This window comes from Streptomyces sp. NPDC002276 (genome assembly GCF_053891435.1).
This window is the reverse complement of the sequence record NZ_JBSFCQ010000011.1, coordinates 74,902-92,845: the sequence shown is the minus strand read 5'-3', so window position 1 is coordinate 92,845 and position 17,944 is coordinate 74,902. Positions and strand designations below refer to the sequence as shown.

The 17,944-nt window shown below is 70.4% G+C and carries 17 protein-coding genes; 7 read left to right on the top strand and 10 right to left on the bottom strand.

Features of this window, described 5'->3' with window-relative positions; genetic code table 11:
* The first annotated feature begins 80 nt into the window (after window positions 1-80).
* Together ACWIHT_RS26825 and ACWIHT_RS26820 are read left to right on the top strand one after the other, a co-directional pair.
* Window positions 81-527: a MerR family transcriptional regulator gene (locus ACWIHT_RS26825; protein WP_456170808.1), complete on the top strand. Its 447-nt coding sequence runs from the start codon at window positions 81-83 to the stop codon at window positions 525-527.
* Window positions 524-973 (top strand): carboxymuconolactone decarboxylase family protein, encoded by a 450-nt coding sequence (locus tag ACWIHT_RS26820; RefSeq protein ID WP_456170807.1) that lies wholly within the window; start codon window positions 524-526, stop codon window positions 971-973. The genes ACWIHT_RS26825 and ACWIHT_RS26820 overlap by 4 nt, the downstream gene beginning before the upstream one ends.
* Here ACWIHT_RS26820 and ACWIHT_RS26815 read toward each other — a convergent pair.
* Window positions 960-3,446 (bottom strand): alpha-L-arabinofuranosidase C-terminal domain-containing protein, encoded by a 2,487-nt coding sequence (locus tag ACWIHT_RS26815; RefSeq protein WP_456170805.1) that lies wholly within the window; start codon window positions 3,444-3,446, stop codon window positions 960-962. The genes ACWIHT_RS26820 and ACWIHT_RS26815 overlap by 14 nt on opposite strands.
* A 234-nt stretch (window positions 3,447-3,680) precedes the next feature.
* On the opposite strand from ACWIHT_RS26815, the gene ACWIHT_RS26810 reads away from it, so the two are divergent.
* Window positions 3,681-4,124, top strand: a complete 444-nt coding sequence (locus ACWIHT_RS26810) for a DUF6314 family protein (RefSeq protein ID WP_456170804.1) — start codon at window positions 3,681-3,683, stop codon at window positions 4,122-4,124.
* Between the two features lie 21 nt (window positions 4,125-4,145).
* On the opposite strand, the gene ACWIHT_RS26805 is transcribed toward ACWIHT_RS26810, so the two are convergent.
* From ACWIHT_RS26805 to ACWIHT_RS26795, 3 genes are all read right to left on the bottom strand, one after another.
* Window positions 4,146-4,739: a histidine phosphatase family protein gene (locus ACWIHT_RS26805; RefSeq protein WP_456170803.1), complete on the bottom strand. Its 594-nt coding sequence runs from the start codon at window positions 4,737-4,739 to the stop codon at window positions 4,146-4,148.
* 103 nt (window positions 4,740-4,842) lie between these two features.
* Window positions 4,843-5,280: a GNAT family N-acetyltransferase gene (locus ACWIHT_RS26800; RefSeq protein WP_456170802.1), complete on the bottom strand. Its 438-nt coding sequence runs from the start codon at window positions 5,278-5,280 to the stop codon at window positions 4,843-4,845.
* Window positions 5,281-5,362: 82 nt separating this feature from the next.
* Complete coding sequence (locus tag ACWIHT_RS26795; protein WP_456170800.1) at window positions 5,363-6,790, bottom strand: aminotransferase-like domain-containing protein; 1,428 nt, start codon at window positions 6,788-6,790, stop codon at window positions 5,363-5,365.
* Between ACWIHT_RS26795 and ACWIHT_RS26790 the strand changes: the two genes are divergently transcribed.
* Both ACWIHT_RS26790 and ACWIHT_RS26785 read left to right on the top strand, forming a co-directional pair.
* On the top strand, window positions 6,789-7,730 hold the full coding sequence (locus ACWIHT_RS26790; protein WP_456170799.1) for a DMT family transporter: 942 nt from the start codon (window positions 6,789-6,791) through the stop codon (window positions 7,728-7,730). The genes ACWIHT_RS26795 and ACWIHT_RS26790 overlap by 2 nt on opposite strands.
* A gap of 93 nt (window positions 7,731-7,823) precedes the next feature.
* On the top strand, window positions 7,824-8,018 hold the full coding sequence (locus tag ACWIHT_RS26785) for a DUF1918 domain-containing protein (RefSeq protein WP_026178161.1): 195 nt from the start codon (window positions 7,824-7,826) through the stop codon (window positions 8,016-8,018).
* Window position 8,019: 1 nt separating this feature from the next.
* Here ACWIHT_RS26785 and ACWIHT_RS26780 read toward each other — a convergent pair whose 3' ends face one another.
* The gene (locus ACWIHT_RS26780) at window positions 8,020-9,264 is read right to left on the bottom strand and encodes a glycoside hydrolase family 10 protein (RefSeq protein WP_456170798.1); all 1,245 of its coding nucleotides are present in this window, start codon (window positions 9,262-9,264) and stop codon (window positions 8,020-8,022) included.
* A gap of 178 nt (window positions 9,265-9,442) precedes the next feature.
* On the opposite strand from ACWIHT_RS26780, the gene ACWIHT_RS26775 reads away from it, so the two are divergent.
* Both ACWIHT_RS26775 and ACWIHT_RS26770 read left to right on the top strand, forming a co-directional pair.
* Window positions 9,443-10,318, top strand: a complete 876-nt coding sequence (locus ACWIHT_RS26775) for a 3-hydroxybutyryl-CoA dehydrogenase (RefSeq protein WP_456170797.1) — start codon at window positions 9,443-9,445, stop codon at window positions 10,316-10,318.
* Between the two features lie 206 nt (window positions 10,319-10,524).
* The gene (locus ACWIHT_RS26770) at window positions 10,525-10,782 is read left to right on the top strand and encodes a hypothetical protein (RefSeq protein ID WP_043681816.1); all 258 of its coding nucleotides are present in this window, start codon (window positions 10,525-10,527) and stop codon (window positions 10,780-10,782) included.
* On the opposite strand, the gene ACWIHT_RS26765 is transcribed toward ACWIHT_RS26770, so the two are convergent.
* The 5 genes from ACWIHT_RS26765 to pheS form a co-directional block, all read right to left on the bottom strand.
* A complete protein-coding gene (locus ACWIHT_RS26765; RefSeq protein WP_026178159.1) occupies window positions 10,779-11,348 on the bottom strand; it encodes an NUDIX hydrolase in 570 nt (189 codons plus the stop codon). The two genes, ACWIHT_RS26770 and ACWIHT_RS26765, sit on opposite strands and share 4 nt — an antisense overlap.
* A 69-nt stretch (window positions 11,349-11,417) precedes the next feature.
* On the bottom strand, window positions 11,418-12,758 hold the full coding sequence (locus tag ACWIHT_RS26760) for a transcriptional regulator (protein WP_456170796.1): 1,341 nt from the start codon (window positions 12,756-12,758) through the stop codon (window positions 11,418-11,420).
* Window positions 12,759-12,971: 213 nt separating this feature from the next.
* Window positions 12,972-14,087 (bottom strand): PP2C family protein-serine/threonine phosphatase, encoded by a 1,116-nt coding sequence (locus ACWIHT_RS26755; RefSeq protein ID WP_456170795.1) that lies wholly within the window; start codon window positions 14,085-14,087, stop codon window positions 12,972-12,974.
* A gap of 192 nt (window positions 14,088-14,279) precedes the next feature.
* Window positions 14,280-16,784, bottom strand: a complete 2,505-nt coding sequence (pheT, locus tag ACWIHT_RS26750) for a phenylalanine--tRNA ligase subunit beta (RefSeq protein ID WP_456170794.1) — start codon at window positions 16,782-16,784, stop codon at window positions 14,280-14,282.
* On the bottom strand, window positions 16,784-17,911 hold the full coding sequence (gene pheS / locus ACWIHT_RS26745; protein ID WP_456170793.1) for a phenylalanine--tRNA ligase subunit alpha: 1,128 nt from the start codon (window positions 17,909-17,911) through the stop codon (window positions 16,784-16,786). Before pheS ends, pheT begins: the two co-directional genes overlap by 1 nt.
* Window positions 17,912-17,944: the final 33 nt, after the last annotated feature.

Genomic DNA, 17,944 nt, shown 5'->3' with positions numbered 1-17,944 from the left:
GAGCGTGACAGCACAGGCGCCGCGACGCAAGGGAGTTAGCGCTTGACCTGGAGTGCGCTCCAGGTTCTACGGTTGTGTTCATGAGCAGCGGACAGCCCCTGAACCCCCTCGCCGGGGACCGGGAACCCACCCTGACCATCGCCCAGGTCGCCGAGCGCACCGGACTCTCGCACGACACCCTGCGCTACTACGAGAAGGCCGGCCTGATCGAGCGGGTCGGCCGGAGCACCGGCAACCAACGGCGTTACCAGGCGGCGGACTTGGCCTGGCTGGAGTTCCTGCTGCGGCTGCGCGAGACGGGTATGTCGATCGCCGACATGCAGCGGTTCGCCGCGCTGCGGGCAGCGGGGAACGTCACGGTCGCCGACCGGCTGGCGATGCTCCGCGAGCACCGCGCCGAACTCGCCGACCGGATCAGGGTGTTGCGCCGCAACGCGACCGTGCTGGACCACAAGATCGACCACTACGAACAGCTGCTCCTCGACGAACACGAGCGCGAGCAGCAGGGATCGGAAGAGCTGACATGAGCGCGAGCACCACCCGTGAAGAGCGGTTCACCCACGGCCTGGAGGTCCTGAAGCGGGTCGACGGCGAGGCCGGGGAACGGGTCGTCGACTCGCTCGCCGACATCAACCCCGAACTGGGCCACCAGGTCGTCGCCTGGGCCTTCGGCGAGATCTACGACCGTCCCGGACTCGCCCCGCGCGACCGCCAGTTGGTGACGCTGGGGATGCTCACCGCGCTCGGCGGCTGCGAGGCCCAGCTCGACGTGCATGTGAACGCGGCGCTGAACGTGGGCCTCACGCCGGAGGAGATCGTCGAGGCCCTGACGCACTCGGCGGTGTACTGCGGTATGCCGAGGGCCCTGAACGCGACCTTCGCCGCGAAGAAGGTCTTCGCGGAGCGCGGGCTGCTGCCGCTGGGACAGCAGCCCGCGTCGGAGGCGGCGGACTCGGACGCTACTTCTGCTTGATTCTCAGGAAGGTGATCGAGTTCGCCGGGAAGGTGTAACTGAACTTGTCGGCAACGCCGTTGAAGGTCGACATGACCGGCGCGACCGCCGTGGCCGTCTCGCTGTTCACCGCGTCGGGCGCGGCGGCGAGCATGGTCACCTTCGCCCTGGACGCGACCTTGGCGCCGCCCAGGTCGATCGATGTACGGGCCGCCAAGGACTGGGCGTTGACGACCTTGACGATCAGGTCACCGGTCTTCGTGTCCTTGGTGACGACCTGGCGGAACGGCTCGGCCGGCTTGTCGTCGGTGAAGCTGCCCCACTCCTGCCCGTCGAGGTACAGGGTGACTTGACGGCCCCTCACCTTGATGTCGACGTCGTAGGCGCGGCCCGTCTCGATGGTCCCCGGCTTGGCGATCAGCGTCGACTTGCCGCCGTCCACGGCCTGTTCGACGGCGGTCTGGGTGTTGTTCCAGCCGCCCAGGTTCCACCAGTAGTAGTTGCCGGTGTCCTTGACGCCGAACGCGACCAGGAAGCCTTCCTTTCCTGCCTTCTTGGTGGCCTTCACATGCAGGTCGTAGTCGTGCCAGGCCGGGTCGCCCGCCGACACCATGGTGTTCTCGGCGGCGGTGTCGGTCTGGACGTACTGTCCGTCCTGGAGGCTCCAACTCCCGCCTCCCGTATGGGTCCACCGCGTCGCGTCACCGGAGAAGTCGTCGGAGAGCAGCGCCGAGCCGTCAGCCGCGGTGACCTTCACGTCGTCGTAGGCCGCGCTCGTCGCCCAGGTCGACAGGCCGACCGCGCCGGAGATCGGGGCGACAAGTGACGGTGTGCCGGTGGCGGTTGAGGGCACGACCCGGCTGCCGACGTTGTTCATGAACAGCTTCTGGACCTCGTAGTTGGCGGAGCCCCAGGAGGCGTGGTTGTTGAACCACACCAGGTCCGGGCGCCACTGGACGTAGTCCTCGTTGGCGAACAGCGGTGCGTACGAGGCGAGTTCGACCACGTCCGCGTTGCGTTCCAGGCCGGTCATGTAGGCCGCTTCGGCGAGGCCGTTCTTGAACGCGTTGCCGCCGGAGGCGTATTCGCCGAGGAAGACCTTCGGGCCGGTGCGGTCGTAGGAGTCGTAGCGGCCGTTGTTCTGGAGGAACCACTGCGGGCTGTTGTAGTAGTGCTCGTCGACCATGTCGACCTTGGCGTCCTTGTTGAGCTGCCAGGCCGTGTCGAAGGTCGAACCGCTGTCGTCGGGGCCCGCGTTGGAGATCACGGTCATGTACGGGTACGCGGACTGGATCGCGGTGCGGAACTGGGTGAAGCGGGCGAAGAACTCGGTGGGGAGGTTCTCCTCGTTGCCGACCTCGATGTGGGTGAGGTGGAAGGGCTTCGGGTGGCCCATCTCGGCGCGCAGCTTGCCCCACTTCGAGGTGACCGGGCCGTTGGCGAACTCGATGAGATCCAGAGTGTCCTGGATGTGCCGCTTGAGCAGCGCCGGGTCGTCCACGGCCTTGTTCTGGCCGCAGCCGGTCACCAGGGCCGGTACGACGGGCAGCGGCATCGCGCCGATGTCCTCGGCTAGGCGGAAGTACTCGTAGTAGCCGAGGCCGTAACTCTGGTTGTAGCCCCAGAAGTTGGAGTTCGTGGCGCGGGTCTCGACCGGGCCGACGGTGTCCTTCCACTGGTACGAGCGCTTGCGCTGGTAGCCGGAGGCCGCGCTGTAGTCGTCCATGGAGCCGGTGTTGACCAGGCAGCCGCCGGGGAAGCGCACGAAGCCCGGGTGCAGGGTGGCGATCTTCTCGGCGAGGTCCTTGCGCAGGCCGTTCGGCTCGTGCTTATAGGTGTCGCGGGGGAAGAGGGAGACCATGTCGAGGGCGGTCGCGGCCGAGGAGGCGACGGTGAGGCGGCCCGTGGTGCTGGTGCGGGTCGCGGTGAACGTGGCCCTGTACTTGGCCCAGCCGTTCTTCCGCACGGCGACCTGGTGGGCGGTCGCCAGGGTGCCGCCGGTGTCCTGGAGGCTCACGGTGAGCGTGGTGCCGCTGTCGGCGCGGGCCCACACCGAGAAGTCGTACTTCGCGCCGTCCGTCACGGCGATGCCGGTGTTGTAGCCGGCGTCGGTGACGGCCGAACCGGCCGCCAGGGAAAGGTAGTTGCGGTTGGTCTCGTTGAGGCGGCCGGCGTCGTTCACCACCTGGGCCGTACCGGCGACCGTCCAACCGGTCAGCGGGGTGTAGGACTTGTTGTCGTCGGTCGAGTACTCGAAGGACCGGTTCTGGACGAGTTCGGCGTACAGGCCGCCGTCGGCCGCGCGGTTGATGTCCTCGAAGAAGACGCCGTACATCGTTTTGTCGATCGTGGCGCCCCGCGTGCCCGGGTCGACGGTGATCGCGTAGTCGGTGACGTCCTCGGCGTGGGCGGGGACGGGGACGACGGCCGTCGCCAGCAGGAAAGCGCTTGCCCCTAAGGCAAGTCTCAGGCGGGTGCGGCTGGTGCGTGACATGGATACTCCGCGGCTCGTATCGGGTCGTGCGCGATGCCCGAATGTCCAGTTCGAAATATCGGACGTCGGTCAGCACTTCGAACGGCAAGATAGGCAAGCGTCGTGAGCACGTCAATGGGACCGGCGCGGGCGGGGACGTAGGGTCGAGGGCAGTCCGCGTTGTCGCCGTACCTCGTGCCACTTGGTGAGCCGACCGCGACGACGCGGGAAGGGGTGGCTCAAGAGGGGGTGACAGTGGGCGAGTTCTGGCCGGTTTCCGATGTACTGGCGTATCTGTCCGGGAGTTGGCGGGTGCGGCGGTCGGTGCGGGATCTGGCGAGCGGGGACGAGGGCGAGTTCTCGGGTACGACCGTGTTCAGCGCATTGCCCGAAGGGGGCCTGCTGCACGCCGAGTCGGGCACGTTCACCTGGCGGGGCGTGACCCGTCCCGCCGAGCGGACGCTACGGTTCCTGCCGGGCGCGGCGCCGGGAACAGCCGATGTGCGCTTCGGCGACGGGCGGCCCTTCCACGATCTGGATCTGACGTCGGGACGGTATGTCGCCGACCATCCCTGCTCGGCGGACCTGTACCGGGGCGAGTTCACGGTCCTGGACGCGGACCGCTGGCGGACCGTGTGGCGGGTCGGCGGGCCCGCGAAGGACCTGGTGCTCAGCACTGACTACCTGCGCGTGGGCTGAACTCGGGCCCCGCTCCCCGGACTAGACCCGCCTCGACTGAACCGCCGCTCCGTCGAAGCGCAGGTTCCAGCGGCCCGCGCTGCCGATGACCGTGGTGGTCGACAGGGGGCGTACGTCGAAGTTCCAGTAGGTCGAGGGCGGCGCCTTGAGGGCGTAGACCAACGCGGCCCGGATGACGGAGGGTTCGGCTACGGCCACTATCCGGCCACCGTCCTCGATGGGCCGGGTGTCCAGCCAGCCGCCCACCCGGGCGATGAAGGAGAGCAGCGACTCACCGCCGTGCGGAGTGGAGCGCGGGTCGGCGAGCCAGGCGTCCACCAGTGCCGGTTCGCGGGCCATCGCCTCGCCGAGGGTCAGCCCGCGCCAGCGGCCCATGTCGCAGTCCCGCAGGGCGAGTTGCACCAGCGGGGTGTAACCGAGGCCGTCGCCGGTGGTGCGGCTGCGCGGGGTCGGCGAACAGTAGCGCAGCTCCGCCGCCGCCAGTGGCAGCAGAATCGGGGCGGCGCGCTGCACCTCGTCCCAGCCCGCCTGGTCAAGCGGCCGGTCGTCCTCGAAGCGCTCCGCGAGCAGCGGGGAGCTGCGCGCGGCGGCGACGAACGTGACCCGAAGTTGCATGCGGCGATGGTGATCCGCCGAAGTACGCAGGTCAAGGGGGGCCGAGTGAGAGTTACCCAGGGTGGGCGAAACCTTACTTCGAAGTCAGGACCAGGCGGACAAGTCACTCGAAATACAGGGCCATCCACTGGTCGGGCCGTTCCAGTGGCTTGAATCCGACCTTCTCGTACACCCCGTGGGCGTCGTGCGTGGCGAGCAGGATCCGGCGCAGTCCGAACGGCCGCAACTCCTCGCGTACGGCGGCGATGAACGCCGTACCGATGCCCTTGCCGCGGGCCGACGTGTCCACGTACACGTCGCACAACCATGCGAACAGCGCGCCGTCGGTCACCACGCGCGCGTACGCGACCTGCTCGCCCGAAGCGGTTTCGTAGACCCCGAAGTTCATCGAGGATGCGACGGCTCGGTCGTGCTGCTCGCGGGGGCGGCCCTTGGCCCAGTAGGCGTCGGTGGACAGCCAGTTGTAGGTGCGGTCGCGGTCGACTCGTTGTGAGTCGGTGGAGAATTCGTAGCCGTCGGGGAGGCTGGGGATGTCGTTCATGGCGGGAGACTTGCAGGCCAGGAGTGCGGGAGTCGAGTGATTTTCGCCTGCGGGCCGGTGGGGGCTGGGCGCGCCCGCGCCCCTACGCGGCGTAGGCCGCCCGTAGTCGCCGTACCCCCTCCGCGATCTCCCCCGTCCCCGCGACCGCCGCGAAGCTCAGCCTGATGTGGGCGGCCGGGGGTTCGGCGCTGAAGTAGGGGCGGCCGGGGGTGAGGGCGACGCCCGCGCGGAGGGCCGCGGTCGTGAGGGACTGTTCCTCCGTGCCGGCGGGGAGGCGGAGCCAGAGGTGGTAGCCGCCGGAGGGGATGTGCGGGAGGGAGAAGTCGGGGAGTTCCAGGCGCAGGGCCGCCGTCATCGTGTCCCGGCGGGTCTTCAACTCGGCTGAGATCGCGCGGAGATGGCGGGGCCAGGCCGGTGAGCCGACGAGTTCGAGGGCCGCTTCCTGGAGCGGGCGGGGGACGAAGAAGGTGTCGACGACCTGGATGGCGCGCAGGCGTTCCAGTACCGGTCCGTGCGCGGCGAGCGCGCTGACGCGGAAGCTGGGCGAGGTGGCCTTGGTGAGGGAGCCGACGTGGACGACGACTCCGTCGGGGTCGTCGGCGGCCAGCGGGGGCGGCAGCGGGCCCGCGTCCTCGTGCACGAGCCGTCGTACGAAGTCGTCCTCGATGACGAACGCGCCCGCGTCCCGGGCGATGCGCAGAACCTCCGGGCGGCGGGCGGGGGCGAGGACGGCGCCGGTCGGGTTCTGGAAGAGGGGCTGGCAGACGAAGACCCGGGCGCCGGTCGCGTGGAAGGCGTCGGCGAGCAGGGCGGGTCGTACGCCGTCCGCGTCGACCGGGACGGGGACCGGGCGGAGACCGGCCGCTCGCGCGATCGCCAACATGCCTGGATAGGTGGGTGATTCGACGAGGACCGGTGCGCCTGGGGGTGCCAGGGCGCGCAGCGCGGTGGTCAGCGCGGTCTGGCCGCCCGCGCTGATCAGGACGTCGGCGGCGGTGACGGCTCCGCCGATGCCGCGCGCGAACCACTCGCGCAGTTCGGGCAGCCCCTCCATCGGCGGCCGGCCCCAGGCGCCGGGGCGCCGCCCGGCCCGGGACAGGGCCGCTGCCATCGCCCGCTCGGGCTGGAGGGAGGGGTGCAGATAGCCGCCGTTGAACTCGATCACTCCGGACGGCGGGGCGGCGAGCGTGGCCAGGACGGCGGACGCGTCGACCGTGCGCGGTACGACGTCGACGGCACCGTCCGCGCTGAGTGCGACCTCCTGCCAGGAGGTGTCTCCGGCGGGGGCGGTCGTGGGGCGGGGCGCGGCCCGGAACGCGCCCGCGCCGGGGCGGGTGACCACCAGCCCCTCGGCGGTCAGCTGTGCGAGGGCGCGCGAGACGGTCACCGGGCTCACTCGGAACCGCTCGACGAGTGCTCGGCTCGACGGCAGCTTTCCACCGGGAGAGTAGCGGTCGAGTTCTCGTCGTAGGTGATTCGCCAGTTCGCCGACACTGCTACGCTCTTGCATGAGAGCACATGATAGCGCTACCGCACCGAGCCCGATAGCGGTCAGCACCGCCCCCGCCACCACCGGGACGGCCACGGCGGCGAAGGCGCCCGCCGGTACGGTCCTCGCCGCGCTCGGTGTGATCGCCTTCTCCCTCACCTTTCCCGCCACCGCGTGGGGGCTCGAAGGCTTCGGCCCCTGGTCGTTGGTGTCCGTGCGCTGCGTCCTCGCCGCGCTGATGGCGGGCGGCTGTCTGCTGGCGCTGCGTGTGCCCGTGCCCGCCCGCCGGCACTGGGCCGGGTTGGCCGTCGTGGCGGCCGGAGTGGTGGTCGGTTTCCCGATGCTGACCACGCTCGCGCTGGAGACGTCCACCACCGCGCACGCGGCGGTCGTCGTAGGCCTGCTGCCGCTGACGACCGCGGCCCTGTCCGCGCTGCGCACCGGCGTCCGCCCCTCGCGCACCTTCTGGACGGCCGCCCTCGCGGGCGCCGGCGCGGTGCTCGCCTTCACGATCCAGCAGAGCGGCGGCGCGCTGACCACCGCCGACCTCTACCTCCTCGCCGCCCTGCTGGTCTGCGCGGCCGGCTACACCGAGGGCGGCCGACTGGCCCGGGTGATGCCCGGCTGGCAGGTCATCGCCTGGGCCCTGGTCCTCTGCCTCCCGCTGAGCGTGCCCGCCGCCGCGATCGCGCTGTCGTACGACACCCCGCAGCTCACCGCGCACAGTGTGGCCGGGGTGCTGTGGGTCGCCGCCGGTTCGCAGTTCCTCGGGCTCGTCGTCTGGTATCGGGGCATGGCGGCGATCGGGGTCCCGAAGGCCAGCCAGTTGCAGTTGGCGCAGCCGCTGCTCACGCTGGTGTGGTCGGTGTTCCTGCTCGGTGAGCACCTGCCGGTGGCCGCTCCGCTGACGGCGGCGGCCGTGCTGGTGTGCATCGCCGTCACCCAGCGCGCCCGGAGTTGAGGGGCGCGCGCGACCCGGTCCCGGCCGGGCGGGCCGCCGTAGACTCGAAAGGCGTGGACCGCTGCTCCCGGACTCGGTGAGGAGGCGCTGGAGATGCGTGCGACCGTTGGCGACAGGCTCGTCCAGCACGGCAGGGTGGTCGGCCTGCACGACCAGGTCTCGGAGGTCGTCGAGGTGATGGGCACGGAGGGCAACCCGCCCTACCGCGTCCGCTTCCCCGACGGGCACGAGGCCGTGATGTCACCCGGCCCCGACTGCGAGGTCAGGCACCAGGACACGGAACGGTAGCTCAGCGCGGGGGTTTCGCCGGCCGCTGGTAGTGGTCGGCGACCACCCGTGCCATGGCGCCGATCGGGTCGACCGCGACGTCCCGGGCGGCGAAGAAGACATGCCCGCCGACCTCCGGGTAGCGGTCGGCGAGGGTGAGGTGGCGGGAGAGTTCGGCCGGGTCCTGCCAGGCCGCGGGCTGCGCCGGGTCGCCCGCCTTGTACAACGCCTCACCCGCGTACAGCCGTGTCCTCGAACCGCGCGCGACCGCCGCCCACCAGGGCAGCAGCTTCGCGTAGTCGGCGGGGGCGAAGCCGATGTTCCAGTACAACTGCGGGACGATGTAGTCGATCCAGCCCTCGCGCACCCACTTCCGGGTGTCCGCGCAGAGATCGTCGTACGTCTGCACGCCCGCCCTGGTGTCGGAGCCGCGCGGGTCGGTCGCGGCGTTGCGCCACACGCCGAACGGGCTGATGCCGAAGCGCGCGCCCGGGCGGATCCGCTTGATGCGGGCGGCGGTCTCGCGGATCAGCTTGTCGATGTTGTCGCGGCGCCAGGCGGCCCGGTCGGTGAAGCCGCCGCCGTATTTGTCGTAGGCCGCGTCGTCGTCGAAGGTCTGGCCGGCGACCGGGTACGGATAGAAGTAGTCGTCGAAGTGGACCGCGTCCACGGGGTACTTGCGCACCGCGTCGAGGATCGCGTTCTCGACGAAGAGCCGCACCTGGGGCAGCCCGGGGTTGTAGTAGAGCTTCCCGCCGTACGTCACGACCCAGTCGGGGTGTTTGCGCGCGGGGTGCGAGGCGACGAGCTTCGTCAGGTCGGTGTTGTTGGCGATGCGGTACGGGTTGAACCAGGCGTGCAGTTGCAGCCCCCGCGCATGCGCCTCTTCTACGGCCGTCTTCAGCGGGTCCCAGCCGGGGGCCTGGCCCTGGGTGCCGGTCAGGTACTGGGACCAGGGTTCGTACGGCGAGGGCCACAACGCGTCGGCGGTGGGCCGGACTTGGAAGATCACCGTGTTGAGGCGGTCGCGGACCGCGGTGTCGAGGTGGGCGATCAGTTCGGTGCGCTGCTGCGCGGCGGTCAGGCCCGGGCGGGAGGGCCAGTCGCGGTTGGCCACCGTCGCCAGCCATACGCCCCGCATCTCGGTGACCGCGCGCGGACGCCCGGCCGGGACCGGCGCGCGCCCGGTGTCCGCCGCCGCACTGCCCGCCGTGGCCAGCGTGGACAGCGCCGCCATCGCGAACGTCCGACGTGACAATCGCCCCATCCGTACACCCCCATACGCTGCGGATCCGTGCGGTCACGGATCGTCTCCGCGCCCCAGGATGCCCGACCCCGGCGATCGATCATCGATACTTGCGGGTAACGTGCACGATCGGAGCAGACTCCGGACATCCGGACAACGGGGTTCTACCAGAGCCCGCAGAAGCAGCGAAGGGGACGATGTGACGGACATCCCAGCGGGAGACATCGCGCGCGTCGGAGTGGTCGGCTGCGGCCAGATGGGCGCCGGTATCGCCGAGGTGTGCGCCCGCGCGGGCCTGGACGTGAAGGTCGCCGAGACCACCGGCGAGGCCCTGGAGATCGGCCGGACCCGGCTGTTCAACTCCCTGACCAAGGCCGCCGGACGCGGCAAGATCTCCGCCGAGGAACTGGCCGAGACGCAGGGCCGGTTGAGCTTCACCACCGACCTCGGCGAGTTCGCCGACCGCGACCTCGTCATCGAGGCCGTCGTCGAGAACGAGCAGGTGAAGACCGAGATCTTCCAGGTGCTCGACCAGGTCGTGACCCGCCCCGACGCGATCCTCGCCTCCAACACCTCCTCGATTCCGCTGGTACGGCTCGCGGTCACCACCTCGCGCCCCGACCAGGTCATCGGCATCCACTTCTTCAACCCGGCGCCGGTGCAGCAACTCGTCGAGCTGATCCCGGCGTTGACCACCTCCGAGGGCACGCTCAGCCGCGCCCAGCTGTTCACCGAGAAGGTGCTCGGCAAGCACGCGATCCGCGCCCAGGACCGCTCCGGCTTCGTGGTCAACGCGCTGCTGATCCCCTATCTCCTGTCCGCGATCCGGATGTTCGAGTCGGGCATCGCCAGCCGCGAGGACATCGACAACGGCATGGAGCTGGGCTGCGCCCACCCGATGGGCCCGCTGAAGCTGTCCGACCTGATCGGCCTGGACACGGTCGCCTCGGTCGCGTACTCGATGTACGAGGAGTACAAGGAGCCGCTCTACGCCGCTCCCCCGCTGCTCCAGCGCATGGTCGACGCGGGACGGCTCGGCCGGAAGTCCGGCTCGGGGTTCTACACCTACGGCTGAGCGGTCGCCGTTCTCGGCAACTCACCGTGATATCGCGGCCGTTACGGGCCCGGCGCTCTTCGGAGTGCCGGGCCCGCGGCATTCACACACCGTGTGCGCGCCGGGCCCGCATATGCCGCTCGCACACTCTCCCCCGTTGCCCACCAGGCGAGTTGACTCTTCATGCGCATGCAAGGGATGTTCCGACTACGGAAAGGAGCGGACACGTGACCGCCGACCCCGAGCATCCCGTGGTACATGGAGAACTCGCAGAGTTACGCCGCCGCCTCGACGTCGCCTACGCGCGGGTCGAGGGAGGGCTGGCCCTGCTCAGCCATCGCACCGAGGAGACCGACAAGGAAGTGGACGACTTGAGCGCACGAATCGTCGCCCTTGAGCACACCCGCTGGCCACTGCCGGCGATCGCGGCACTGACTGCCGTGGGCGCGCTCGTCGTGACGATCTGGCAGGCCTTGGGGCGCTAGACGCCTGGACGCCGGGCAGGACTTCGAGGGGCGTCCTGGCCCAGCCTCAAATGGTGCAACAGCAGTAGTGCGGCCGCCATGTTGGCGGCCGGGACCTCCCCGCGGGCGACCATGTCGGGTACGAGTTTGAGCGGTACCCATTCCCGGCGGTCCGACTCGAAGTCGTCCACGGGGTGTCCGGTGTACTCGCCCTCGTCGGCCCAGTAGATGTGGTGCCGGGCGTCCGTGAGCCCGTTGGACGGCTCCACGCTCATCAGGTGGTGCAGGGGCCCCGGCCGCCAGCCGGTCTCTTCCTCCAGTTCCCTGGCGGCGGCCCGCGCGATGTCCTCGCCGTCCTCGACGACGCCCGCCGCGAGCTCCCACCCCCAGCTGTCGGTGATGAAGCGGTGGCGCCACAGGAGGAGAACTTCGTTCGCCTCGTTCACGACCGTCGCCACCGCCACCGGCCTCAGCCGTATGAGGAAGTGGTCGAGGTGCTGGCCGTCGGGTAGTTCGACATCTGCGAGATTGACGCTGAACCAGCGGTTTGAGTACACAGTTTGTTCGTTCTGTTTCGTCCACTGCACGGTTCTGCCACCTTCCGTCGAGTAAGTGGCAATATCGCAGCAGGGACTGTGGTGTGGTCTACGGCGCCTTTACAGCGGTACGCGCAGTGCCCCGTCGATGAGTTCGGCCGCCTCGGCCGTACCCGCGCAGTCGCTGCGCACCAGGTACTCGCGCACCGCGCGGAGTCTGTCGCGCAGCCGCTGGGACTCCATCCCCCTGGCCTGCTCGGCCATCTGCACCGCCGTGGCCACCGCTTTGTCGGCGTTTCCCCGGCGCAGTTCGATCTGGCTGAGCATGGCGAGCCGGTGCACCCGGCCCCGGTCGTGCGCCGGACTGTCCACGGCCGCGGTGGCGTGCTCCCCCGCCGCCGTCAGATCGCCGAGGCTGAGCAGCGCCTCCGCCACCTGGACGTTGACCAGGCCCGGCTGGACATAGCCGGTCTCGTCGGGTTCGTATCCGCGCCGGATGCGTTCGGCGGCCTGCTCGGCCCGCCGGATGCAGGAGAGCGCGCTCGTGCCGTCGCCGAGGTGCGCGTACGCCTTCGCCTGCATCGCGTACAGGTCGGAGGCGAGCGCCGGGGTGATCTGCCTCCCCGCCGCCCGCAGCGCGGCCTCCGCGAAGGCGACGGCCTGACGGAACTCCCGCATGAACAGCGACTGGTTGACGAGCAGTGCGATGACGTAAGCGCCAAGTCCCCTGTCGTTGCTGGCCTTCGCGAGGCGCAGGGCCTGGTGGAAGTAGCGCTGGGCGAGTCCGTGCGCGTCGGAGTCGTAGGCGCAGATGCCCGCGATGGCCACCAACCCGCCGGTGGCGCGGTGCAGTTGGCGGCCGGTGGCGTCGGTGTAGCTGCCGCGCAGCAGCGGGGCGGTCTCGGAGTTGAGGAAGCCGACGATACGGGTGCGGGTCGCCACGCCGCCGGCCTTGCGGTACATCTGCTCGTAGTGGGCGCGGGCCGCGCGGAGCATCTCGATGTCGGCCATGCTCACGCGGTGCCGGCCACCGCGTGAGACGTCCACGTCGTCGGGTGGGTTCTCCCACTCCCACACGGGCATCACGGCGGGCGTGCCGGTGACCGCGGGCGCCCCGAGGATGTGCGGGCGCTGCTGTTCGTCGGAGCGCCACAGGGCGGTGGCCCGCTCGACGAAGCCGGAGAGGGAGGTGCTGTGCGGGGTGGCGGGTTCGCCGGGGACGCCCAGGCCGATGTCGTCCAGCGTGACGGGCCTGTGCAGGCGGGTCGCGAGCACCTCGCAGATCAGGTCGGGGACCTGGCCGCGTGGCCGCTGGCCCTTCAACCACCGTGCCACGGCGGTGTGTTCGTACCGGAGTGCGAGGCCTCGGGCGCGGCCCGCCTGGTTCACATGTGCGGCAAGTCCCGCGTGCGAGATGCCCGCCTCGTCCAGGATCGCGTCGAGGAGTGTGTTGGGCTGCATGGATGGCCCCCCGGTGACTCGGTGCGGACAGAGTAGTGCGGGTGGGTTCACACGGGGTGTGAACGGAGTGCGTGGATCCGGGGTGTGTGCGCGCTGTTGCGGAGAGTTTCCAACCGGTTGACTGGATTGCCTCGCAAGAGGCCGGCCGGGCCGCCGGCTCCCCCTCGTAAGTGCGGCGGCCTGGCTTTGCGGTGGCCATTGAACTCCGGGTGACTAAAGGTGGTTTGTCGGCTGCGGGCGCGTTGTGGCTGGTCGCGCGTTTCCCCGCGCCCCTGAAGGGGCGCGTCTCGGCTGACGATCGTTTCGAAGCACAAGTAACGCCACGTCGTCCGTCGGGGTGCCGCCCGTATGACGCAGTAACGCCGTGAAGACCGAACCGAGGATCGACTGCGGTACCGGGAGCGGGTGTTGAGCCACCACCTCTGCCAGCGCCTCCTTCAATGGGAAGAAGCGTCCCTGGCCGTCACGCGCGTCCTCCGCCCCGTCCGTGTAGAGGAACAGGGCCTCGCCCGGGCGTAGTTGACCGCCGCAGACGAACGGCAGTTCCGTCGGGAGAGGGAATGGGCCCAGCGGTGGCAGCGGGTCCGTGCGGGCCATGGGCCGTACGCTTCCCCCGCTCAGCAGATACGGCCACGGATGCCCGCAGTTGAGAGCCCGGAGTTCGCCGTCCGCGCCGATCTCCAGGAGCAGTACCGTGACGAACTCCTCGGCCACCGGGCTGTCGGGGTCCAGCGCGCCGGACGCGGGGTGTTCCTCGCGGGCGCGTTCGCGCAGGTGGCGGGCGAGGGCGCGGTCGAGGCGGCGTAGGACGCCCTCCAGGTCGGGCTCGTCGTGGGCGGCCTCGCGGAAGCTGCCGAGGACCGCGGCGACCGTGCCGATCGCGGCGATGCCATGGCCGCGTACGTCGCCCATCACGACCCGGACGCCGTGCTCGGTGGCGATCACCTCGTAGAGGTCGCCGCCCACCACCGCGCCGCGTTCGGCGGAGAGTTGGGCGGCGGCGATGTTCAGGCCGTCGAGGCGGGGTGGCAGTGGGCGGAGCAGCGCGTTCTGGGCGGCGCCCGCGATCTGGCGGATCTGGCGGAGTTCGCGCAGCAAGGAGCGGCGGACCTGGACGATGAGGCCGGTGCCGACCGCGAAGAACACCGCGCTGGTGACGATGCGGGCGCCCATGCCGTTCTGCTGGGCGAGCGGGCAGGTGAGTTTGTAGGTGATCGCTATGGCGCCCCACATGCTGGGCAGCCCCAGAGCGAGCGCCCGGCGCAGTGGACGGCGGGCGCGCGGCCTCGGGCGCGGCCTGCGGGGAACCCCAGCCTTGATGCGGATCATGCCTGTGGCCCCCCAAATAGGCCCCGACAGCGCAATCGGACCGACCCCGAAAGGCCGGTCCGATTCTGTCGACCGCATGCCCCGATCGGGCCGGATCGCCCGGACTTCTCACCCGAACGAGTGAGGTGACATGAGACAGGTGCATTTATGCAGGTAGGGGCCGTTCCGATACGGAATCGGCCCCTCCGGCGATCAGCCCCTCAGTACGGCTCCCGTGCGCTCCGCGGCGAGCGCCACGGCCGCGTCCCGGGCCGCCGACGCCTCATCGACGGTCAGCGTCCGGTCCGCCGCACGGAAACGCAGCGCGTAGGCGAGGGACTTCTTGCCCTCGCCGAGCTGCGCGGCGTTGTCGTAGACGTCGAACAGCCGGATGGACTCCAGCAGTTCACCCGCGCCCTCGCGCAGCGCCGTCTCGACGTCCGTGTGCGGGACCGAGGCGTCGACGACCAGGGCGACGTCCTGCGTGGCGACCGGGAACGTGGAGATCTTCGGGCCCTTGGGGACACCCGACGTCGCCGACTCCAGGACGTCCAGGTCCAGTTCCATCGCGCTGGTGCGCGCGGGCAGACCGAGCGTCTTCAGGACACCGGGGTGCAACTCGCCCGCGTAGCCGATGACTTGCTCAACACCCTCGACGACGACCGCGAGTTCGGCGCAGCGGCCGGGGTGCCACGGGCCGTACTGCCCACCACGGACGATGAGTTCGGTACCGGCCTCACGCGCGAGCACCCGCGCCGACTCGACCGCGTCGGCCCAGTCGGACGGACGGCCCTTGCCCCACCAGCCGGCCTGCTCGCGGGCGCCCGCGAGGACGACGGCCGCGTGCCGGGGCTGGAGCGGGAGCGCCTCGGTGAGGGAGGCGATCTCCTCGTCGGTGGGACGCCGGTCGACGGGGAGTCGTACGGCGATCTTGAGCTCTTCGCGCGGGTGGAAGACCAGCCCGGTCTCGAACAGCGCCAGGTCGTGGGACCCACGACCGTCATTCCGCCGCAAGGCACCCAGCAGGCCCGGCAGCAGCGTCGTACGGAGTGCGGGCTCCTCGTCCGAGAGCGGGTTGACCAGCTTGACGACCTTGCGGTTCGGGTCGTCGGCGGCCAGGCCGAACTGGTCGAAGACGTGCTCGCCGACGAACGGGTAGTTCGGCGCCTCGACGTAACCGGCGCCCGCGAGTGCGCGGCCGACCCGGCGGTGCAGGCGCTGGCGGTCGGTGAGGCCCCGGCCCGCGGGGGGCTTGGGGAGCGTGGAGGGCAGGTTCTCGTAGCCCTCAAGACGGATGACCTCCTCCGCCAAGTCATTCGGGTCGGTGAGGTCGGGGCGCCAGGACGGGACGGTGACGATCAGTTCGTCCTGCCCGTACACGTCGCAGCCGACCTGCTGGAGTCGGCGTACGACGGTCTCGCGGCCGTAGTCGACGCCCGCCACCTTGTCCGGGTGGTCGGCCGGAATGGTGATGGTGTGCGGGGCCGAGGGCGCGATGACCTCGGTGACGCCCGCGTCCGCCGTGCCGCCCGCGAGGAGGACCAGGAGGTCGACCGTGCGCTGCGCGGCGGCGGAGGAGGCCTGCGGGTCGACGCCGCGTTCGAAGCGCTTGGACGCCTCGGAGGCCAGCTTGTGGCGGCGGGCCGTGCGCGAGATGGAGAGCGCGTCGAAGTGCGCGGCCTCGACGACGACCTCGGTGGTGGTGTTCTCGGTGTCGTCGATCTCGGTGTTGGCGCCACCCATCACGCCCGCGAGGCCGATGGGCCCACGGTCGTCGGTGATCACCAGGTCCTCGGCGTCCAGCGTGCGCGTGACACCGTCGAGGGTGACGAGCTTCTCGCCCTGCTCGGCCCGGCGCACACCGATCGGACCCTGGACGCGGGAACGGTCGTAGGCGTGCAGGGGCTGGCCCAGCTCCAGCATCACGTAGTTGGTGATGTCTACGGCGAGCGAGATCGGGCGCATGCCCGCCTTCTGGAGGCGGCGCGTGAGCCAGAGCGGGGAGCGGGCCTCGGGGTCGAGGCCGGTCACCGTGCGGGCCGTGAAGCGGTCGCAGCCCATCGGGTCGGCGACCTGCACCGGGTACCCGAAGGCGTTCGGGCCGGGTACGTCGAGGAGAGCCGGGTCGCTCAGCGCGAGGCCGTAGGCGATGGCGGTCTCGCGGGCGACGCCGCGGATCGACAGGGCGTAGCCGCGGTCGGGCGTGACGGCGATGTCGAGGACCTCGTCGACGAGCTGGAGCAGCTCGATCGCGTCGGTGCCGACCTCGTGCTCGGGCGGCAGCACGATGATCCCGTGCGAGCCGTCGTCGCCCATGCCCAGCTCGTCGCCGGAGCAGATCATGCCGTGCGAGGTCTTGCCGTACGTCTTGCGCGCGGCGATCGCGAAGTCGCCGGGCAGGACGGCACCCGGGAGGACCACGACGACCTTGTCGCCGACGGCGAAGTTGCGGGCGCCGCAGACGATCTCCTGGGGCTCGCCGGTGCCGTTGGCCTGTCCGACGTCGACCGTGCAGAAGCGGATGGGCTTCTTGAAGCCCTCCAGCTCCTCGATGGTGAGGACCTTGCCGACGACGAGGGGGCCCTTGATGCCGTCGCCCAACTGCTCGACGGTCTCCACCTCAAGGCCGACGGAAATGAGCTTGGCCTGGACGTCGCGGCCGGTCTCCGTCGCCGGCAGGTCGACGTACTCCCGCAGCCAAGAAAGCGGGACGCGCATCAGATCTCCATCCCGAACGGCCGGGTGAACCGGACGTCGCCCTCGACCATGTCTCGCATGTCTTCGACGTTGTGGCGGAACATCAGCATCCGCTCGATGCCGAACCCGAAGGCGAATCCGCTGTACTTCTCCGGGTCCACGCCGCAGGCGACGAGGACACGGGGGTTGACCATGCCGCAGCCGCCCAGCTCGATCCAGCCCTCGGAGGAGCAGGTACGGCAGGGGCGGTCGGGGTTGCCGACGGACTCGCCCTTGCAGACGTAGCAGAGCATGTCCATCTCGGCGGACGGCTCGGTGAAGGGGAAGTAGTTCGGCCGCAGCCGGGTCTTCATCTCCGCGCCGAAGAGCGCCTGGACCATGTGGTCGAGGGTGCCCTTGAGGTCGGCCATGGTGAGGCCCTCGTCGATGGCGAGGAGCTCGATCTGGTGGAAGACCGGGGTGTGCGTGGCGTCCAGTTCGTCCGTGCGGTACACGCGGCCGGGGCACACGATGTAGACCGGCGGCTCCCGGTCCAGCATGGCGCGGGCCTGCACGGGCGAGGTGTGCGTGCGCAGGACGACACCGGACTCGTCGCCTTCGGTCCCCTTGGGGCCCTGGACGAAGAAGGTGTCCTGCATCTGCCGGGCCGGGTGGTCCGGGGTGAAGTTCAGGGCGTCGAAGTTGAACCACTCCGCCTCGACCTCGGGGCCCTCGGCGATCTCGTACCCCATGGACACGAAGACGTCCGCGACCCGCTCCATGAACGTGGTCAGCGGGTGCCGGGCGCCGGCCGGGACGCGGTCGTACGGCAGGGTGACGTCCACCGCCTCCTCGACCAGGACGCGGGCGTCGCGGTCGGCCTCCAGCTCGGTCTGGCGGGTGGCGAGGGCCTTGTTGACGGCGCCCCGGGCCTGCCCGACGAGCTTGCCCGCCGCGGCCTTGGCCTGCGGGGGCAGCGCGCCGATCTCGCGGTTGGCGAGGGCGAGCGGGGAGGTGCCGCCGGTGTGGGCGACCTTGGCCTCCTGGAGCGCGTCGAGATCACCGGCGGCGGCGAAGGCGGCGAGCGCCTCGTCCCGCATGCGCTCGATCTCTTCCGGTTTCAAGGCCTCGACCTCTACAGGGTCGTACGACTTATTCGGTGCCGACATCTCTTCCCGTGCTTCCGGTTGGCTGGCGGATGG